Below are 19,308 nucleotides of genomic sequence, written 5' to 3' on the forward strand. Positions count from 1 at the left end.
AAACATTAATTTCTGTTTCGGGTGACTTTAATCACGTCTGGCATCACACGGATTTTGCGCATGATATTTGCCAGATGTACGCGATCCCGGGCGGTCAGGCGAATAAAGGCACTATAGACGCGACCATCTTTCTCTTCCGTATTCAAACTTTGAATATTGGAATTGGTTGTGTTGATCGCCGCAGTCAGGTTTGCCAGCGCACCCTGATGGTTGAACATTTCCACCTTGATTTCAGTAATGAACTCCTGCGCCGTTTCTTTATCCCATTCTACAGCCATAAACTTCTCTGGCTCTTTCTGGTAGCCACGGATGTTACGGCAGGACTCATGGTGGATCACCAGACCTTTACCGGGGCTAACGTGGGCGATGATCGGGTCGCCGGGAATAGGGCGGCAGCATTTCGCAAAAGTGATCAACACGCCATCAGCGCCTTTAATCGGCAGATGCCCGTGGCTTTGGGTTGCTGGTGGAATGGAACCGTCTCCCTGCTGGAGATTCTTCGCTACCACTACGCTCATTGCATTGCCAAGACCGATTTCTGCCAGCAAATCGTCAAGTGTCGCCAGTTTCATGCGATCCAGTTCGCGCTGAATATTTTCCTGCGGGATTTCATTCAGCTTACGGCTGCCACCCAACGCGTGGTTGAGCAGGCGACGCCCCAGGCTAACGGAATCATCACGCTTGAGGTTTTTCAGCAACTGGCGGATTTTGGCGCGTGCTTTCGAGCTGACGACAAAGTTCAGCCAGGCGGCATTCGGGCGAGCGCCCGGCGCGGTAATGATTTCAACGGTTTGTCCGCTGGAGAGTGGCTGCGACAGCGGGTAAGGCTGGCGATCAACTCGCGCACCCACGCAGGCATGACCGATATCGGTATGCACCGCGTACGCGAAATCGACAGGCGTGGCACCGGCAGGCAGTTCGACAATGCGCCCTTCCGGTGTGAAAACGTAAATCTCATCCGGGAAGAGATCGGATTTAACGCTCTCGATAAATTCAAATGAGCTACCGGCGCTCTGTTGAAGCTCCAGCAAGCTCTGCATCCAACGCTGGGCGCGGATTTGCGCAGTGGTGCTGGTCTCGCCGTGCTCTTTATAAGCCCAGTGTGCGGCAACACCCATCTCCGCCATTTGATCCATATCTTCGGTACGGATCTGGACTTCAACCGGCACGCCGTGGGGGCCAATCATCGAGGTGTGCAAAGACTGATAGCCGTTCGCTTTTGGAATGGCGATATAGTCTTTCACGCGACCTGGACGCGGCTTATACAGGCTGTGCATCTGGCCGAGCACGCGATAACAGGTATCGGAATCATTGACGATCACGCGGAAGGCGTAGATATCCATGATTGAGTGAAAACGCTGCTCTTTGAGCACCATTTTGCAGTAAATCGAATAAAGATGTTTCTCGCGACCACTGACGCGGCACGGTATTCCCGCTTCCTGCAAGCGCCCTTCGATTTCTGAGAGGATTTTTTGGATCATCTCTTTACGGTTACCGCGCGCGGCTTTCACCACTTCTTTAATCACGCGGTAACGGTTGGGATACAGCGCCTCAAAACCCAACTCTTCGAGTTCGGTTTTAATGTGGTGGATACCTAAACGGTGTGCCAGCGGGCTGTATATTTCGAGAGTTTCACGGGCGATGCGGCGACGTTTGTCCGGGCGAAGTGAGCCCAGCGTGCGCATGTTGTGGGTACGGTCTGCGAGTTTGATGAGGATGACGCGGATATCCTGCACCATCGCCATAATCATCTTGCGAAAGTTTTCGGCTTGCGCCTCTTTCTTATCGCGGAACTTGAGTTTATCAAGTTTCGACACCCCCTCTACCAGCTCGGCGACGCTTTTGCCAAAAAGCTGTTCCATGTCCTGGTAGGTGGCGGGAGTATCTTCAATCACGTCATGAAGTAGCGCCGCCATTAGCGTTTCATAGTCGAGTTTCATCTCGGCCAGAATGCAGGCAACCGCTACCGGGTGCGTGATATAGGGTTCACCGCTTGAACGTGTTTGCCCCTCGTGAGCATCACGTGCAACGAGATACGCCTGCCGCAGACGCTTAATTTGGTCTTCTGGCAGGTAGTTTTGAATCAGTTGATTCAGGCTTTCAAACAGATACAAGGGCGACCCGCTTTGTGATTAACGACGACCTTCAGCAATAGCGGTAACGGCTTGAATTTCAGCGGCTTCCTGCTCTTGCTGTTCCTGGCGTTCGCGAACGTCGAGGATCTGGTTGTTGATCAGACCTTCTTCGATTTCGCGCAGCGCGATTACTGTGGTTTTATCGTTTTCTTCCGGTACTAGCGGATCCTTTCCGCCTACCTGCATCTGACGAGCGCGACGCGCGGCGACCAGTACCAGGTCAAAACGGTTACCAATTTTCTCTACAGCGTCCTGAACAGTTACGCGTGCCATACTTAAAAAGCTCCACAGGTGAAGAAATGACTGGGCATGATACTGAAAGAAGGTTCAGTCTGCCAACAATTTGCTGATTAAAGCGTCATGACGTTGCTTTTGGCGACTCATGCGCAAGCGTTCGGCGCGAATAATGGTCTTCAGATCACCCAGTGCGGTGTCAAAATCATCATTCACAATCAAATAATCATATTCGGCGTAATGGCTCATTTCTGCAACTGCTTGCGCCATACGCTTTGCAATGACCTCTTCGCTGTCCTGACCGCGACCGCGTAGACGGCGATCCAGCTCGATTTTGGACGGCGGTAAAATAAAGATACTACGCGCATGTGGCATCTTCTGGCGAATTTGTTGCGCGCCCTGCCAGTCGATATCCAGAAAAACATCTACGCCACTTGCCAGTACTTGCTCAATGGCTTCGCGCGAAGTGCCATAGTAATTACCGAACACTTCCGCGTGCTCAAGGAATGCATCTCTGCTAATCATCTCTTTAAATTCATCATGATTAACAAAGAAGTAATGCTCACCGTGTACTTCACCTGGACGCGGTGCGCGCGTGGTGTGTGAAACAGAAACCTGGGTGTCATACAACGGTTGGGTTTTTAATAAAGCCTGAATCAGGCTGGATTTACCCGCGCCACTGGGGGCAGAAACAATATAAAGCGTGCCTTGAGCCATGAGTATCTTTCGTATGTGATTAGCGAAATAAAGCCTACATACGAGCTTATTATACACGGCGCGGTCACGTGACGTAGCCCTCGCTCATACTTTTTGCGCAAAGTTGTTGCGTTTTGCGTAGCTGTTTCCGCAATTCCCTGTCATTTACTGCAATCAGAACGATTCTCTGGAAGCGTCCTCGCACACTTCGTTTTTGCCACTCGGATTTACATTCACCACGTTGTATACCTGCCCGCCTGACTACAGCGGAGGTGATGATGAAAGTATGGATAGCGGTATTAATGGGGATTTTGTGCTGGCAATCATCGGCGCAGGCGGTCTGCCCAGCCTGGTCGCCCGCCAGAGCGCATGAAGAAATTTCCCGCCTGCAACAACAAATAAAACAGTGGGACGATGGTTACTGGAGAGTAGGAAAAAGTGATGTGGAAGACAGTGTTTACGATCAGATAAGTGCCCGTCTTACGCAGTGGCAACGTTGTTTTGGTGAAGAGACGCATCGTGACGCCATGATGCCGCTTTTAAACGGCACGGTTATCCATCCGGTTGCGCATACGGGCGTACGTAAAATGGCGGATAAAAATGCGTTAAGACTGTGGATGCGTGAACGCAGCGATCTTTGGGTGCAACCAAAAGTTGATGGTGTTGCGGTAACTCTGGTCTACCGTGAGGGAAAACTGATTAAAGCGATCAGTCGTGGTAATGGCCTGAAGGGCGAAGACTGGACGCAGAAAGTTCGCTCGATTCCTTCTGTACCACAATCCGTCAGCGGACCTTTAGCCAACAGTACGCTGCAGGGCGAAATATTTCTCCAGCGTGAGGGGCATATCCAACAACAAATGGGGGGAATGAATGCGCGCTCGAAAGTCGCGGGCATGATGATGCGGCAGAATAATACTGACGCGCTAAATTCACTTGGCGTGTTTATCTGGGCGTGGCCGGATGGACCGCAGTTAATGACCGAGCGATTGCAACAGCTTGCAACCGCAGGGTTTAGTCTGACGCAGATGTACACTCGCGCAGTCAAAAATGCTGATGAGGTTGAGCGGATACGTAATGAGTGGTGGAAAACAGCGTTACCCTTTGTTACCGATGGTGTCGTTGTACGAGCGGCGAAAGAACCCGAATCCATCCATTGGCTACCGGGTCAGGCGAATTGGTTGGTGGCGTGGAAATATCAACCCGTGGCACAGGTTGCCGAAGTGAATGCGATTCAGTTTGCGGTGGGTAAGAGCGGCAAAATATCGGTGGTGGCGTCACTCGCGCCTGTCATGCTGGATGATAAAAAAGTTCAGCGGGTGAATATTGGTTCCGTCAGACGCTGGCAGGAGTGGGACATTGCGCCTGGCGATCAAATTCTCATAAGTCTTGCCGGTCAGGGTATTCCACGCATTGACGATGTGGTCTGGCGCGGAACGGAACGTACTAAACCAATGCCGCCAGAAAATCGCTTTAATTCGTTGACCTGCTACTTTGCTTCTGATGTTTGTCAGGAGCAATTCATTTCACGGCTAGTCTGGCTGGGGTCAAAACAGGTTTTGGGGCTGGATGGCATTGGTGAGGCCGGCTGGCGCGCGCTGCATCAGACTCATCGCTTTGAGCATATCTTTTCCTGGCTTTTATTAACGCCAGAGCAATTACAGAACACGCTGGGGATCGCGAAAAGTAAAAGTGCGCAGTTATGGCATCAGTTTAATCTGGCACGTAAGCAGCCTTTTACCCGCTGGGTGATGGCAATGGGAATACCCTTAACCCAGGCGGCGCTTAACGCCAGCGATTCCAGCACCTGGGAGCAAGTTTTGCAGAGAAGCGAACAGCATTGGCGGCAACTGCCAGAGACAGGACCTCGTCGTGCCAGCCAGGTTATTGAATGGAAAGATAATGGGCAAATCAAGATGCTGGGCAACTGGCTGGCTGCCCAGCAGGTCACAGGTTTTGTGCCTTAGTGACCTTCGTGGCTGTAGTAAAAGACGGGTAAACCCAGCTTAAGACGCAGCGCCAGCAAGCGAGCGAAAAAGCCAAACACCAGAGTGGAAATAATCACCACATCATGGTTAGAGACGTAGTGTTGCAACGCGATATAGAGTACGGCGGAGGCAAATGAAACCCCAGCATACAGCTCTTTCTGAAAGACCAGCGGGATGCGTTTACAGAACATGTCTCGCAAAACGCCGCCAAACACGCCGGTCGTCACCGCTGCGACAACGGCAATGATCGAACCGTGCCCCATATCCAGCGCGACTTGTGCACCAATAATAGAAAAAACTACCAGCCCGAGCGCATCAAGCACCAGAAAGACTTTGCGCAGATAAGGCATCACCGGGGCAACAATAGTGGTCAGTACGGCGGCTGTGGCAACAATAATCACATATTCCGGATGCTTGACCCAACCGAGCGGATAGTGGCCTAAAAGAATATCCCGCACTGAGCCACCACCGATTGCGGTGGCGGTCGCAATGATAATTACGCCAAATGTATCCATTCGGCGTCGCCCAGCCGCCAGCGCCCCCGTCATGGCTTCGGCGGTAATACCAACCAAATACAAAATGTGTAACAGCATGGTTCTCTCCCTAAAAATCTGTCTGGCAGGGTAGCGATTTGTGTGCATCGTCACGATTGAGATTTTTTAAGGTGAGTTTAGATTGATAATTTATAGTTATGTGAAATTGGTGCTTTCTGCAAAGCTAATGCATTTTTCTGATGTTGTGTTAAGAAAAATGCATTAGAAAAAGTATGGGATTTTTGACGTTTTTTAGGTAGATGTATGTAGAGCCGCTGAAATTAACAACGGCCTACAATGCTGTGTCGCTTACTCAATATTCTGGATCTGTTCGCGCATCTGCTCAATCAACACCTTCAACTCAATCGCGGAGTTCGTCACTTCGGCATTGATAGATTTCGAAGCAAGAGTGTTCGACTCGCGGTTGAACTCTTGCATCATAAAGTCCAGACGACGACCAACGGCTTCTTTTTTCTTGAGAATGTTGTAGGTCTCTTTGACATGCGCTTCGAGGCGATCCAGTTCTTCGGCAACATCAATTCGTTGCGCCAGCAGCACCAGCTCTTGCTCCAGACGATTGTTCTCCAGCTGAACCTGAGCATCTTCCAGCTTCGCGACCAGACGTTCACGCTGCCATTGCAGAATTTCCGGCATATGGGCGCGCACTTTAGCTACTTCGGCGGTGACGCCTTCCAGACGCTGCTCGATCAACGCTTTCAGCGCCTGACCTTCGGTTTCGCGCGCGACGATAAAGTCGTCCAGCGTACCATCAAGAGCAGCAAGAATTTCAGCGGCAATAGCGTCGAGATCCTGTTCCTGGGCTGCCATTACGCCCGGCCAGCGCAGAATATCAACCGGGTTTATTTCCCCTTCGTCGCTCTGCATTTTTACCCAGTTCGCAGCAGTTACCAGCTGTTTAGCCAGTTTTTCGTTGAGAATCAGTTCTCCTTGTGCGCTGACATCTGGCTCATAGCGCAGGGTACATTCCACTTTACCGCGCGTCAGGCGAGAACGAATACGCTCGCGAACGACAGGTTCCAGGCTACGGAACTGCTCCGGCAGACGAAAGTAAGTTTCCAGATAACGCTGGTTTACCGAGCGCATTTCCCAGGTTGCGCTCCCCCATTCACCCTTGATTTCACGCCGGGCGTAGGCGGTCATACTGCGGATCATAGACGTTCCTGTTTATAAAAGGAGAGGTGGAAGGATTATAGCCATCGATGCCTTGTCAGGATAGGAATAACCGCCGGAAGTCCGTATAATGCGCAGCCACATTTGTTTCAAGCCGGAGATTTCAATATGCGTCCAGCAGGCCGTAGCAATAATCAGGTGCGCCCCGTTACCCTGACTCGTAACTATACAAAACATGCAGAAGGCTCGGTGCTGGTCGAATTTGGCGATACCAAAGTGTTGTGTACCGCCTCTATTGAAGAAGGCGTGCCTCGTTTCCTGAAAGGTCAGGGGCAAGGCTGGATCACCGCAGAATACGGTATGCTGCCGCGCTCCACGCATACCCGTAACGCTCGTGAAGCAGCGAAGGGGAAGCAGGGTGGACGCACAATGGAAATTCAGCGTCTGATCGCCCGTGCATTGCGTGCGGCGGTTGATTTGAAAGCGTTGGGTGAGTTCACCATTACGCTGGATTGCGACGTACTTCAGGCCGATGGCGGCACGCGCACTGCTTCAATCACTGGTGCCTGCGTGGCGCTGGCAGATGCACTGAATAAGCTGGTTGAGAATGGCAAACTGAAAACCAATCCGATGAAAGGCATGGTGGCAGCGGTTTCGGTGGGTATCGTTAACGGCGAAGCGATTTGCGATCTGGAATACGTCGAAGACTCTGCCGCAGAAACGGATATGAACGTAGTGATGACCGAAGATGGGCGCATCATTGAGGTTCAGGGTACGGCGGAAGGCGAGCCGTTCACTCACGAAGAACTCCTCACCTTGTTGGCGTTGGCTCGAGGGGGAATCGAATCCATTGTAGCGACGCAGAAAGCGGCGCTGGCAAACTGATTTTTAAGGCGACTGATGAGTCGCCTTTTTTTTGTCTGTAGAAAAGTAAGATGAGGAGCGAAGGCATGAAACCATATCAGCGCCAGTTTATTGAATTTGCGCTTGGCAAACAGGTATTAAAGTTTGGCGAGTTTACGCTGAAATCCGGGCGCAAAAGCCCCTATTTCTTCAACGCCGGGCTGTTTAATACCGGGCGCGATCTGGCACTGTTAGGCCGTTTTTACGCTGAAGCGTTGGTGGATTCTGGCATTGAGTTCGATCTGCTGTTTGGCCCGGCTTACAAAGGGATTCCGATTGCCACCACTACCGCTGTGGCGCTGGCGGAGCATCATGACCTTGACCTGCCATACTGCTTTAACCGCAAAGAAGCAAAAGACCACGGTGAGGGCGGCAATCTGGTCGGTAGCGCGTTACAAGGGCGCATAATGCTGGTGGATGATGTGATCACCGCCGGGACGGCGATTCGCGAATCGATGGAAATTATTCAGGCCAATGGCGCTACGCTTGCTGGCGTGTTGATTTCGCTCGATCGTCAGGAACGTGGTCGCGGTGAAATTTCCGCGATTCAGGAAGTTGAGCGTGATTACAACTGCAAAGTGATCTCTATCATCACTCTGAAAGACCTGATTGCTTACCTCGAAGAGAAGCCGGAAATGGCGGAGCATCTGGCGGCGGTTAAGGCTTATCGCGAAGAGTACGGGGTTTGATAAGAAACGCCGGATGGTAAGTCATCCGGCGTTATATTACTGCAACTGCGCGGCAATCAGCGGCCAGCGGGCGTCAAAGTCATCCGTCGGGCGATATTTAAACTCGCTACGAACAAAACGAGACAGCATACCTTCGCAAAACGCCAGAAGTTGGCTTGCCAGCAACGTTTCATCGGTGGTGTAACCTTCACCTTCACGCATTCTCTTTTCACGCAATACCTGACGCAGCTGCGCTTCGATACGCTCGAACAGTTGGTTGATGCGCCCTTGCAGGCGATCCTGTTCGAACATTAGCGCATGACCAGTGAGGATGCGGGTCAGGCCTGGATTACGTTCGCCGAAACCGAGAAGCAGCAACACAATCAGGCGCAGGCGCGCAGTAGTGTCCTTTTCATCTTTCAGAATCAGGTTAATACGAGTAATCAGGCTATCTTCGATAAACTCAATCAGGCTATCGAACATGCGGGTTTTACTGGGGAAGTGGCGATACAGAGCCGCTTCGGAAACGCCGACAGAGGCGGCCAGTTTCGCCGTCGTGATACGCTGGCTTCCATCGCTGGATTCCAACATCAACGCCAGAGACTGAAGTATTTCTTCGCGACGGTTCCTTTTCGCAGTTTGTTTTTCTGCCATGTTACAAAATACCCCTGAAAATAAGCACTTACCAGGCGGCACCCACGCTATGACCGCAAACGAAATGTTTGCGGCGATGTTATGACGTTATTTGGATGCGTATGCGTTACTGACGACCAGAGTGACCAAAGCCGCCTTCACCCCGATCAGTGGCGTCAAAATCTTCCACCAGATTAAATTCGGCCTGTACCACCGGAACAAAAATCATCTGCGCGATACGTTCGCCAGGTTGAATGGTGAAACTGTCCTGACCACGGTTCCACACGGAGATCATCAGCTGACCCTGATAGTCGGAATCGATCAATCCCACCAGGTTACCGAGCACGATACCGTGCTTATGGCCCAGCCCGGAGCGCGGCAGCATCATCGCCGCCAGTGAAGGGTCGGCAATATGAATCGCCAGTCCGGTCGGCACTAGTGTAGTGTCGCCCGGTGCCAGTTCTACGGCGTCGTCGAGACAGGCGCGCAGGTCAAGTCCGGCAGAACCAGAAGTGGCATAAGTCGGGAGTGGAAATTCCTTCCCAACGCGCGGGTCCAGAATCTTAACGTCGATTTTCTTCATCATAACGGGTCACAATCTCGTCGAGTAATAATTGGCCAAGGAGCTCTTTTCGCTCAAGCGGTAAGATTTTATCGCCATCCTGCCAGAAAAGGTGTAATGCGTTTTTGTCGCTATTAAATCCCTGATTTTTTCTGGAAACATCGTTAGCGCAGATCAGATCAAGGTTTTTGCGGATACGTTTTTGCCGGGCGTATTCTTCCACATTATTTGTTTCGGCGGCAAATCCAACAACATAAGGCCTATGGTCTTTTAATGCGGCAACACCGGCGACGATATCGGGGTTTTTAACCATTTTTATTGTTAATTCATCACCCGGTGTGGCCTGCTTTTTGATTTTTTCGCTGGCAACGGTGGCTGCACGGTAATCCGCGACGGCGGCACAACCGATAAAGATATTTTGCTGTTGCACGGATGCCTTCACGGCGGCTTCCATCTCCAGTGCGGTTACCACATCAACACGTTTAACAAACGGTGGCGTCGGTAGTGAAACCGGGCCAGAAATCAGCGTGACGTTCGCACCACGACGTGCAGCGGCTGCGGCAATGGCGAATCCCATCTTGCCGGAGCTGTGATTAGAGATATAACGCACCGGATCGAGCGGTTCACGTGTCGGGCCTGCGGTAATCATAATGTTCAGATGTTTCAGGTCGTTGACGGGCGAAAAATGGGCGACCGCCATATCAACAATGGTTAACGGATCGAGCATTCGCCCAGGGCCGACATCACCACAGGCCTGGCTGCCGCTATCGGGCCCCCAGATCAGCAAACCGCGCGAGGCAAGCACCTCTAAATTATGCTGGGTGGCAGCAGCACGATACATCTGTTGGTTCATCGCTGGCAGCACGGCAACAGGCGCAGGAGTCGCAAGGCAAATCGTCGATACCAAATCATTCGCCATACCGGCAGCAACGCGGGCAATCAAATCCGCCGTGGCTGGGGCAAGAATCACTAAATCAGCCCATTTACCCAGCTCAATGTGGCCCATTGCCGCTTCGGCTGCCGGATCCAGCAGACTGTCGGAAACGGGATAACCAGAAACCGCCTGCAAACTAAGTGGAGTGATAAAGGCTTTTGCCGCTTCGGTCATTACCACACGGACGTCGGCCCCGCGATCGCGCAAACGACGCACCAGTTCAGGGGTTTTATAGGCAGCAATACCGCCGCTGACGCCGAGAACGATTTTTTTACCGGCCAGACTCATGATGATTTTTCCTGTTGGGTGACACCAGAAGTTGGCGATTTTATCACAATACTTTTGTTGTCGTGCTTTCACCTGAGAATCACTTTGCGAGGCGCTTTCCAGGATTGAAAACTGGCCGTCGATTTAACGGAACGGCTATGACAGGATGCGAGCATCACAAAGGAGGTGAAGGTGAAAAACAATGCACAGCTGTTGATGCCGCGCGAAAAAATGCTGAAGTTTGGCATTGGTGCGTTAACGGATGTCGAGCTGCTGGCGTTATTTCTGCGTACAGGAACGCGCGGTAAAGATGTGTTAACCCTGGCAAAAGAGATGCTGGAGAATTTCGGCTCTCTTTACGGCTTGTTAACCTCTGAATATGAACAATTTAGTGGGGTTCATGGAATTGGCGTGGCGAAATTTGCCCAGTTAAAGGGGATTGCCGAACTGGCGCGGCGTTACTACAACGTGCGGATGCGTGAAGAAAGCCCGTTACTCAGCCCGGAGATGACGAGGGAATTTTTACAAAGCCAGCTCACGGGCGAAGAGCGGGAGATCTTTATGGTGATCTTTCTCGACTCACAACACCGGGTTATAACGCATAGCCGTCTTTTTTCCGGCACGCTAAACCATGTTGAAGTCCATCCTCGGGAAATTATCCGCGAAGCGATAAAAATAAACGCCTCGGCGCTGATCCTTGCGCATAATCACCCTTCGGGTTGTGCTGAACCCAGTAAAGCGGATAAACTCATCACCGAACGGATAATAAAAAGTTGTCAGTTCATGGAATTACGCGTGCTCGACCATATCGTGATTGGGCGTGGAGAATATGTTTCTTTTGCCGAACGCGGCTGGATTTAACCCGCTATGCGCGATCCTTCGGGATCTTTGTCTGTTCGGGACTTGAGCACATCGCCGAGTCAGCGTATACTACGCCACCTTTGAGAATCTCGGGTTTGGCATTTGGGCCTGGCAATCGAGAGTTCACATAGAACTGCGATGACCGGGCTGTAAAGCCTGACGAGGCGCCAATACCCCATACGAAGCTCGAGCTAATTTGATTTTTGGAGAATAGACATGTCCCGAGTCTGCCAAGTTACTGGCAAGCGTCCGGTGACCGGTAACAACCGTTCCCACGCACTGAACGCGACTAAACGCCGTTTCCTGCCGAACCTGCACTCTCACCGTTTCTGGGTTGAGAGCGAGAAGCGTTTTGTCACCCTGCGCGTATCTGCTAAAGGTATGCGTGTAATCGATAAAAAAGGCATCGATACAGTTCTGGCTGAACTGCGTGCCCGTGGCGAAAAGTACTAAGTACTTAGAGGAAATAAATCATGGCTAAAGGTATTCGTGAGAAAATCAAGCTGGTTTCTTCTGCTGGTACTGGTCACTTCTATACCACTACGAAGAACAAACGTACTAAGCCGGAAAAACTGGAACTGAAAAAATTCGATCCAGTTGTTCGCCAGCACGTGATCTACAAAGAAGCGAAAATTAAATAATTCTCGCTTTAATGTAACGAAAAACCTCGCTCCGGCGGGGTTTTTTGTTATCTGTTTGCCCCCATATTGACTGCATCTGTTCATTCCTGGAGATGCTATGCCTGAATTACCCGAAGTTGAAACCAGCCGTCGCGGGATAGAACCGCATCTCGTTGGTGCAACTATTCTTCATGCGGTGGTGCGCAATGGACGCTTGCGCTGGCCGGTTTCGGAAGAAATCTACCGTTTAAGCGACCAACCAGTGCTTAGCGTGCAGCGCCGGGCTAAATATCTGCTGCTGGAGTTGCCAGAGGGCTGGATTATCATTCATCTGGGTATGTCTGGCAGCCTGCGCATCCTTCCAGAAGAACTTCCCCCTGAAAAGCATGACCATGTTGATTTGGTGATGAGCAACGGCAAAGTGCTGCGCTATACCGATCCGCGCCGCTTTGGCGCCTGGCTGTGGGCCAAAGAACTGGAAGGGCACAATGTGCTGGCCCATCTTGGGCCGGAGCCGCTTAGCGACGATTTCAATGGCGAATACCTACATCAGAAGTGCGCGAAGAAAAAAACGGCGATTAAACCCTGGCTGATGGATAACAAGCTGGTGGTGGGTGTGGGAAATATCTACGCCAGCGAATCACTGTTTGCTGCGGGGATCCATCCTGATCGGCTGGCATCGTCTCTGTCGCTGGCTGAGTGTGAATTGTTGGCGCGAGTGATTAAGGCAGTGCTACTCCGTTCTATTGAACAGGGCGGCACGACGCTGAAAGATTTTCTACAAAGTGACGGTAAACCGGGTTATTTCGCTCAGGAATTGCAGGTTTACGGGCGTAAAGGCGAGCCGTGTCGGGTGTGCGGTACGCCGATTGTGGCGACTAAACATGCGCAGCGGGCGACGTTTTATTGCAGGCGGTGCCAGAAGTAATTCATGCGCGCCGGATGGCATACCATCCGGCATAAACGCTACGCTAACTTCGCCATCAGCGCCTGATGGACATTCTCCGGCAGGAAATGGGTGACATCACCCTGATGGCGAGCCACCTCTTTGACCAGCGATGAAGAGATAAACGACCACTCTTTTGAAGGCATCAAAAAGACACTTTCCAGTTCCGGCATTAAGTGGCGATTCATATGCGCCAGCTGCATTTCATATTCAAAATCCGCCACCGCACGCAGACCACGAATCAGCACCGTAGCGTGTTGATTACGCGCGAAGTTTGCCATCAAATCACTAAACCCGACCACTTCCACGTTTCCCAGATGCGCGGTTGCCTGCTGTGCCAGTACCACGCGCTCTTCCAGGGTAAACATCGGTTTTTTACTGGGGCTGGCGGCAATCGCCAGAATAACGTGATCGAACATCTGCGTGGCGCGCGTCACGATATCGATATGACCATTGGTAATGGGATCGAAAGTACCCGGATAAATCGCCCGTTTTTGCATAACAACCTCAATGCGTTTTCGGTGGCAGGTAAGGTTCCAGCAGTTGAAGCAGACGCTGCAGCGCGCCCTGGTTTTGATACAGCACTTCAACGGCATGACGGCCATAAAAACTACGGTAATCGGCGTCGGTGAGTAAAGAGGATATCTCTTTTGCCAGCGACGCGGCATCAGTGACGGTAATCAGCCCGCTTGCCTGCTCCAGCCGTGCGCAAATGTCTTTAAAGTTAAAGGTATGCGGCCCCATCAGTACCGGAATAGCGTGTGCAGCAGCCTCCAGTGGGTTATGCCCACCTCGTTCAACCAGTGAACCGCCAACAAACGCGAGATCGGCAATGCCGTATAGCAACATCAGCTCGCCCATCGTATCGCCAACTACCACTTGTGTACTGGCGGAAGGGATTTCTCCGGAAGAGCGTGTGATATAGCTTAGTCCAGCCTGGCGGACCAGGTTAATCGCATCCGGGAAGCGTTCCGGATGACGTGGAACAAGAATGAGCAATAAATTAGGGAACTGCTTTAACAGCGCCTGATGCGCGGCAATTACCACGCTCTCTTCACCATCATGAGTACTGGTGGCAATCCATACCGGGCGATGTGGCGCCCACTGGCGGCGCAGCGTCACTGCTTTAGCAGCCAGTTGTGGTGTTACAGAAATATCGAATTTCAGGCTACCGGTAACGGTCACCTGATTATTTTTTGCGCCCAGCGCCACAAAACGTGCACCATCTTCTTCATTTTGGGCGGCAATCAGCGTAATACGACGCAGTAAGCGACGAACGAATTTGCCCAGTTTGGCGTAACCTGCCGCAGAGCGCGCAGAAAGTCGCGCGTTGGCGATAACCAGCGGAATTTTACGTTTATGTAGCGCCGCAATCAGGTTTGGCCACAACTCGGTTTCCATAATCAACACCAGTTTAGGGTCTACTTTATTAAGGAAACGGTTGAGCGCATCGGGCAGATCGTAAGGCAGATAAACGTGTTGAACATCCTTCCCAAACGCTGATTGTACGCGCTCCGAACCGGTTGGCGTCATGGTTGTAACGGTAATCGGCAAATCAGGGTAGCGATGACGCAGCGCGCGCACCAACGGGATCGCCGCCAGAGTTTCACCGACGGAGACGGAGTGCAGCATAATGCCGCCTGGTTTCAGCGGATGGCGGTAAAAACCGTAACGTTCACCCCAGCGTTTTCGATAGGCCGGAGCCTTACGTCCGCGCACCCAGAGCCGTATCCAGATCAACGGCTGAATAAGGTAGAGAAGGGCGGTGTAAAGCAATTCGAGCATAATAAATAGCTGACTTATGGATGTGCTGGGGATTCTATGTATTTAGCTGGGGCTTTACCATTACTTTTCCCGTTTTTGACTTAAATAGCTTCTGTTTGGTCTGAACTACCGCGACATCTCCAGTTTTTTTGTATTTTTATGCGATTCATTGAAGCCCGAACCAATTTGCAACTCTATATAGGCATCGTCCGTACCAGAATTATCTGCATGTGGTTTTTTATCTGCATGATTTTTATGATTAAAAACCATTTTGTGTATAAAAAACATTCGGGTCGGATTGCTGCGAAAGAAATGATACACTAGCACGCCAAAGTAAGTGCGTTATCAGTATTCAGGTAGCTGTTGAGCCTGGGGCGGTAGCGTGCTTTTTTCTGCTTAACTTAACCAGACAATCATACAAAAGAGTCGCTAGTGGAAAAGCCATTTCGAAATATCCTGGTCATAAAGATGCGATATCACGGAGATATGTTATTAACTACTCCTGTCATCAGTACGCTCAAGCAGAATTATCCCGATGCAAAAATCGATATGCTGCTTTATCAGGATACAATTCCTATTTTGTCTGAAAACCCGGAAATTAATACGCTCTATGGCATAAGCAATAAAGGTACGGGAACATTCGATAAAATTAAAAATGTGCTTTCGTTGATAAAAACTCTGCGTGCGAATAATTATGACCTGGTCATTAATCTTACGGATCAATGGATGGTAGCACTGCTGGTGCGTTGTTTACCGGCACGTATGAAAATATCGCAACTTTATGGTCATCGGCAGCATAGTATTTGGAAAAAAAGCTTTACACACTTAGCGCCAATACACGGTACACATATTGTTGAGCGTAATTTATCGGTCCTTGAGCCATTAGGTATTACCGATTTCTACACCGACACAACAATGAGTTACGCCGAGGATTGCTGGAAGAAAATGCGGCAGGAATTAGATGCTCTGGGCGTGAAAGATCATTATGTCGTCATCCAACCGACAGCTCGTCAGATATTTAAGTGCTGGGATAATGATAAGTTTTCTATAGTTATCGATGCTTTGCAACGGCGTGGTTATCAGGTTGTGCTGACCTGTGGGCCTTCGGCAGATGATCTCGCCTGTGTAGATGAAATAGCACAAGGCTGCCAAACAAAACCTATCACTGGCCTTGCAGGTAAAACACGGTTTCCTGAACTGGGTGCGTTAATTGATCATGCCGTACTCTTTATTGGTGTGGATTCTGCGCCAGGGCATATTGCGGCGGCGGTGAAGACGCCAGTTATTAGCCTATTTGGGGCCACTGATCATGTATTCTGGCGTCCATGGACCGATAATATTATTCAGTTCTGGGCGGGTAATTATCAACAAATGCCCACCCGGCACGAACTTGACCGCAACAAAAAATATCTTTCTGTTATTCCAGCGGAAGATGTCATTGCCGCTACGGAAAAGCTGTTGCCAGAAGATGCTCCTTCAGCTAACAGGAATGCATAATTATGATCGTGGCGTTTTGTTTATATAAATATTTTCCATTTGGTGGTCTACAGCGTGACTTTATGCGTATTGCGTCAACAGTTGCCGCACGGGGCCACCATGTTCGGGTATATACACAGTCGTGGGAAGGCGATTGTCCGGAAGCATTTGAGCTTATTCGCGTACCGGTTAAATCCCATACTAACCATGGACGTAATACAGAATATTATGCCTGGGTACAAAATCATCTCAAAGCGCATCCTGCTGATCGTGTCGTTGGGTTTAATAAGATGCCTGGGCTGGATGTCTATTTTGCCGCCGATGTCTGTTACGCTGAGAAAGTCGCGCAAGAAAAAGGTTTTTTCTATCGTTTAACATCACGCTATCGGCATTATGCCGCATTTGAGCGAGCGACATTTGAGCATGGTAAATCGACGAAACTCATGATGCTGACCGATAAGCAAATCGCCGATTTTCAGAAGCATTACCAGACTGAACCAGAACGTTTTCAAATTCTCCCCCCCGGCATCTATCCGGACAGGAAATACAGCGAGCAAATCCCAAACAGTCGTGAAATATATCGTCAGAAAAATGGCATAACCGAACAACAAAACTTATTGCTACAGGTTGGGTCAGATTTCGGTCGTAAAGGTGTGGATCGCTCAATTAAGGCTTTGGCATCGTTACCGGAATCATTACGCCACAATACGCTTTTGTTTGTCGTTGGTCAGGATAAACCACGCAAATTTGAAGTGCTGGCAGAAAAGCTTGGGGTACGTAGCAACGTGCATTTCTTTTCCGGGAGGAATGACGTGTCTGAATTAATGGCAGCGGCAGATATCTTACTGCATCCCGCTTACCAGGAAGCTGCAGGTATTGTTCTCCTTGAGGCGATCACCGCTGGATTACCTGTTTTGACAACCGCAGTATGTGGATACGCGCATTATATTGCGGATGCTAATTGTGGAGCGGTTATCGCGGAACCATTCCGTCAGGAAGAATTAAATGCGATCTTACGCAAAGCATTAACACAGTATTCGCTACGAATGGCCTGGGCGGAGAATGCTCGCCATTATGCAGATACTCAGGATTTATACAGCCTGCCAGAGAAAGCCGCAGATATTATTACAGGTGGTTTAGATGGTTGAATTAAAAGAGCCGCTTGCCACACTTTGGCGTGGTAAAGATGCTTTTACAGAAGTTAAAAAACTGAATGGCGAAGTCTTTCGCGAACTAGAGACACGTCGAACATTACGCTTTGAATTGGCTGGGAAAAGCTATTTCCTTAAATGGCACAAAGGTACGACCTTAAAAGAAATTATAAAAAACCTGCTCTCATTGCGTATGCCCGTTTTAGGCGCAGACAGAGAGTGGCACGCTATTCATCGACTGCATGATGTCGGTGTTGATACGATGCACGGTATAGGGTTTGGTGAAAAAGGGTTAAATCCATTAACCCGTACATCATTTATTATTACCGAAGATCTTACTCCTACGATTAGCCTTGAAGATTATTGTGCAGATTGGACAGTTAATCCGCCTGATATATGTGTTAAGCGTATGCTGATTACACGAGTGGCAACTATGGTGCGTAAAATGCACGCAGCAGGAATAAATCATCGTGATTGTTATATCTGCCACTTTTTGCTTCATTTACCGTTCACTGGCCGGGAAGATGAATTAAAAATTTCGGTAATAGACCTGCATCGCGCGCAGATACGGGAAAAAGTCCCACGTCGTTGGCGGGATAAAGATTTGATTGGTCTATATTTTTCATCGATGAATATTGGCCTGACGCAGAGAGATATATGGCGATTTATGAAGGTTTATTTTGGGATGCCTTTACGCGAAGTTTTATTACAGGAAGTTAACTTAATTAAAAAAACAGAAGTTAAGGCACAAAAAATAAAAGAAAGAACAATAAGGAAAAAGCTTTAAATATTCATTGCTTATAATAAGGGTTTAAAAGTTGTTAAATCTTAAAAGCTTCGTGGCTAAGAAACAAGATTTATTTCGACACGAAATATCGAATGTTAAACATTTGCATATAGCGTTATGCTTTGACAGTGGTTTCATAATGCCGGCGGGCGTTGCATTATATTCAATTATTTCAAACAATAGTAATATTAATCTTCATTTTCATCTTCTTGTTTCAGGAATAAGCGAAAGCGAATGTTCAGTATTTTCAGAGCTAGAGGGACCAAATACGTCAATATCAATATATCATGTGACAGATAAATTTGATATTAATCCTGATACACTGGTTCTGGGAATTCCTTTATCAACATGTTTGCGTTTTTTAATTCCAGAAGTTGTTGATGATAAAATAACAAACATACTTTACCTTGATTGTGATATTATATGTAATGGATCTTTATATGATCTCGTTGATTACGATTTAAAAGATTATATGGCATGCGTCATCTCTGACTCTCCAGATATGCAAGATCGTGTGAAAAAGTTAGACTATGGTATTGATTTTATAAATTATTTTAATGCCGGCGTTATGCTTATTAATATCAGTGCGTGGAAAAAAGAAAATATAACACAAAAGGCGCTGGAGATGATCAACAATGGGAAGGTATATAGGTACGCAGATCAGGATGTGTTAAATATTTTGCTTAATGGACGCTTATATTACATCGATAAAAAATATAATAATAAAACAACATTATCAGTAATATGTGATGAAGAACAAAAAAACTTACCCAACACAATCATAATGCATTATGTCACTCAAAATAAGCCATGGTATAAAATATTTAGAGCCAAAAACTTTGATCGTTACTTTTATAATTCACCGTGGAAATATTATAAAAGGATGTTAGCACCATCATCAAGTGACATTAGATTAAAGGCTAAAGTATATTGGGCCGAAGGGAAGTATAGCAAAGCCATTTCTTACTATTACCATTATCTTCGCGCTAAATTATTAGGTGTGAAAATTTAGATGGAAAATT

21 protein-coding genes are annotated in these 19,308 nt (G+C 49.1%); 11 read left to right on the forward strand and 10 right to left on the reverse strand.

The genetic code is table 11. The features are described 5' to 3' along the window. Window positions 1-5 precede the first annotated feature (5 nt). Genes spoT through gmk form a run of 3 tightly spaced genes read right to left on the reverse strand, consistent with a single transcriptional unit; the run spans window position 6 to window position 3,086 of the window. Complete coding sequence (gene spoT, locus LG381_RS04820; RefSeq protein ID WP_000280472.1) at window positions 6-2,114, reverse strand: bifunctional GTP diphosphokinase/guanosine-3',5'-bis pyrophosphate 3'-pyrophosphohydrolase; 2,109 nt, start codon at window positions 2,112-2,114, stop codon at window positions 6-8. An 18-nt stretch (window positions 2,115-2,132) separates the two neighbouring features. Next, window positions 2,133-2,408, reverse strand: a complete 276-nt coding sequence (rpoZ, locus tag LG381_RS04825; RefSeq protein ID WP_000135057.1) for a DNA-directed RNA polymerase subunit omega — start codon at window positions 2,406-2,408, stop codon at window positions 2,133-2,135. Between the two features lie 54 nt (window positions 2,409-2,462). Then, window positions 2,463-3,086 carry a guanylate kinase gene (gene gmk / locus LG381_RS04830; RefSeq protein WP_010344504.1) on the reverse strand — a complete coding sequence of 208 codons (624 nt, stop codon included), beginning with the start codon at window positions 3,084-3,086 and terminating at the stop codon, window positions 2,463-2,465. Window positions 3,087-3,343: 257 nt separating this feature from the next. Between gmk and ligB the strand changes: the two genes are divergently transcribed. Then, window positions 3,344-5,029, forward strand: coding sequence for an NAD-dependent DNA ligase LigB (ligB, locus tag LG381_RS04835; protein ID WP_225762970.1), 1,686 nt, complete (start codon window positions 3,344-3,346; stop codon window positions 5,027-5,029). Here the strand turns inward: ligB and LG381_RS04840 are convergent. Together LG381_RS04840 and LG381_RS04845 are read right to left on the reverse strand one after the other, a co-directional pair. Then, complete coding sequence (locus LG381_RS04840; RefSeq protein WP_225762085.1) at window positions 5,026-5,643, reverse strand: trimeric intracellular cation channel family protein; 618 nt, start codon at window positions 5,641-5,643, stop codon at window positions 5,026-5,028. The genes ligB and LG381_RS04840 overlap by 4 nt on opposite strands. A 249-nt stretch (window positions 5,644-5,892) precedes the next feature. After that, a complete protein-coding gene (locus tag LG381_RS04845) occupies window positions 5,893-6,756 on the reverse strand; it encodes a YicC/YloC family endoribonuclease (protein ID WP_000621334.1) in 864 nt (287 codons plus the stop codon). Between the two features lie 126 nt (window positions 6,757-6,882). On the opposite strand from LG381_RS04845, the gene rph reads away from it, so the two are divergent. Further along, entirely contained in the window at window positions 6,883-7,599 is a 717-nt protein-coding gene (gene rph, locus LG381_RS04850) for a ribonuclease PH (protein WP_001247086.1), read from the forward strand. A 65-nt stretch (window positions 7,600-7,664) separates the two neighbouring features. After that, window positions 7,665-8,306 carry an orotate phosphoribosyltransferase gene (gene pyrE, locus LG381_RS04855; RefSeq protein ID WP_225762086.1) on the forward strand — a complete coding sequence of 214 codons (642 nt, stop codon included), beginning with the start codon at window positions 7,665-7,667 and terminating at the stop codon, window positions 8,304-8,306. A 36-nt stretch (window positions 8,307-8,342) separates the two neighbouring features. On the opposite strand, the gene slmA is transcribed toward pyrE, so the two are convergent. The 3 genes from slmA to coaBC form a co-directional block, all read right to left on the reverse strand. Next, a complete protein-coding gene (gene slmA / locus LG381_RS04860; RefSeq protein ID WP_000818603.1) occupies window positions 8,343-8,939 on the reverse strand; it encodes a nucleoid occlusion factor SlmA in 597 nt (198 codons plus the stop codon). A 106-nt stretch (window positions 8,940-9,045) separates the two neighbouring features. Beyond that, window positions 9,046-9,504: a dUTP diphosphatase gene (gene dut / locus LG381_RS04865; RefSeq protein WP_000976070.1), complete on the reverse strand. Its 459-nt coding sequence runs from the start codon at window positions 9,502-9,504 to the stop codon at window positions 9,046-9,048. Then, window positions 9,482-10,702, reverse strand: a complete 1,221-nt coding sequence (gene coaBC / locus LG381_RS04870; RefSeq protein WP_000050165.1) for a bifunctional phosphopantothenoylcysteine decarboxylase/phosphopantothenate--cysteine ligase CoaBC — start codon at window positions 10,700-10,702, stop codon at window positions 9,482-9,484. The genes dut and coaBC overlap by 23 nt, the downstream gene beginning before the upstream one ends. Before the next feature lie 171 nt (window positions 10,703-10,873). On the opposite strand from coaBC, the gene radC reads away from it, so the two are divergent. The 4 genes from radC (at window position 10,874) to mutM (ending at window position 13,090) form a co-directional block, all read left to right on the forward strand. After that, a complete protein-coding gene (gene radC, locus LG381_RS04875; RefSeq protein WP_010344500.1) occupies window positions 10,874-11,542 on the forward strand; it encodes a DNA repair protein RadC in 669 nt (222 codons plus the stop codon). 216 nt (window positions 11,543-11,758) lie between these two features. Next, entirely contained in the window at window positions 11,759-11,995 is a 237-nt protein-coding gene (rpmB, locus tag LG381_RS04880; RefSeq protein ID WP_000091955.1) for a 50S ribosomal protein L28, read from the forward strand. A 20-nt stretch (window positions 11,996-12,015) separates the two neighbouring features. Next, window positions 12,016-12,183: a 50S ribosomal protein L33 gene (gene rpmG / locus LG381_RS04885; protein WP_001051798.1), complete on the forward strand. Its 168-nt coding sequence runs from the start codon at window positions 12,016-12,018 to the stop codon at window positions 12,181-12,183. Window positions 12,184-12,280: 97 nt separating this feature from the next. Continuing rightward, window positions 12,281-13,090 (forward strand): bifunctional DNA-formamidopyrimidine glycosylase/DNA-(apurinic or apyrimidinic site) lyase, encoded by an 810-nt coding sequence (gene mutM / locus LG381_RS04890; RefSeq protein WP_001114530.1) that lies wholly within the window; start codon window positions 12,281-12,283, stop codon window positions 13,088-13,090. 38 nt (window positions 13,091-13,128) lie between these two features. Here mutM and coaD read toward each other — a convergent pair whose 3' ends face one another. Together coaD and waaA are read right to left on the reverse strand one after the other, a co-directional pair. Then, on the reverse strand, window positions 13,129-13,608 hold the full coding sequence (gene coaD / locus LG381_RS04895) for a pantetheine-phosphate adenylyltransferase (protein ID WP_001171876.1): 480 nt from the start codon (window positions 13,606-13,608) through the stop codon (window positions 13,129-13,131). 7 nt (window positions 13,609-13,615) lie between these two features. After that, complete coding sequence (gene waaA, locus LG381_RS04900; protein WP_000891554.1) at window positions 13,616-14,893, reverse strand: lipid IV(A) 3-deoxy-D-manno-octulosonic acid transferase; 1,278 nt, start codon at window positions 14,891-14,893, stop codon at window positions 13,616-13,618. 411 nt (window positions 14,894-15,304) lie between these two features. Between waaA and rfaQ the strand changes: the two genes are divergently transcribed. Genes rfaQ through LG381_RS04920 form a run of 4 tightly spaced genes read left to right on the forward strand, consistent with a single transcriptional unit; the run spans window position 15,305 to window position 19,298 of the window. Next, the gene (gene rfaQ, locus LG381_RS04905) at window positions 15,305-16,369 is read left to right on the forward strand and encodes a lipopolysaccharide core heptosyltransferase RfaQ (RefSeq protein ID WP_225762087.1); all 1,065 of its coding nucleotides are present in this window, start codon (window positions 15,305-15,307) and stop codon (window positions 16,367-16,369) included. A 2-nt stretch (window positions 16,370-16,371) separates the two neighbouring features. Then, on the forward strand, window positions 16,372-17,496 hold the full coding sequence (gene rfaG / locus LG381_RS04910; RefSeq protein ID WP_225762088.1) for a lipopolysaccharide glucosyltransferase I: 1,125 nt from the start codon (window positions 16,372-16,374) through the stop codon (window positions 17,494-17,496). Then, window positions 17,489-18,286: a lipopolysaccharide core heptose(I) kinase RfaP gene (gene rfaP / locus LG381_RS04915; protein ID WP_032226826.1), complete on the forward strand. Its 798-nt coding sequence runs from the start codon at window positions 17,489-17,491 to the stop codon at window positions 18,284-18,286. The genes rfaG and rfaP overlap by 8 nt, the downstream gene beginning before the upstream one ends. 31 nt (window positions 18,287-18,317) lie before the next feature. Beyond that, window positions 18,318-19,298 carry a glycosyltransferase family 8 protein gene (locus LG381_RS04920; protein WP_032226825.1) on the forward strand — a complete coding sequence of 327 codons (981 nt, stop codon included), beginning with the start codon at window positions 18,318-18,320 and terminating at the stop codon, window positions 19,296-19,298. Window positions 19,299-19,308 lie beyond the last annotated feature (10 nt).

This window comes from Escherichia sp. Marseille-Q3837 (assembly GCF_916618735.1).
Classification (GTDB): Bacteria; Pseudomonadota; Gammaproteobacteria; order Enterobacterales; family Enterobacteriaceae; genus Escherichia; species Escherichia ruysiae.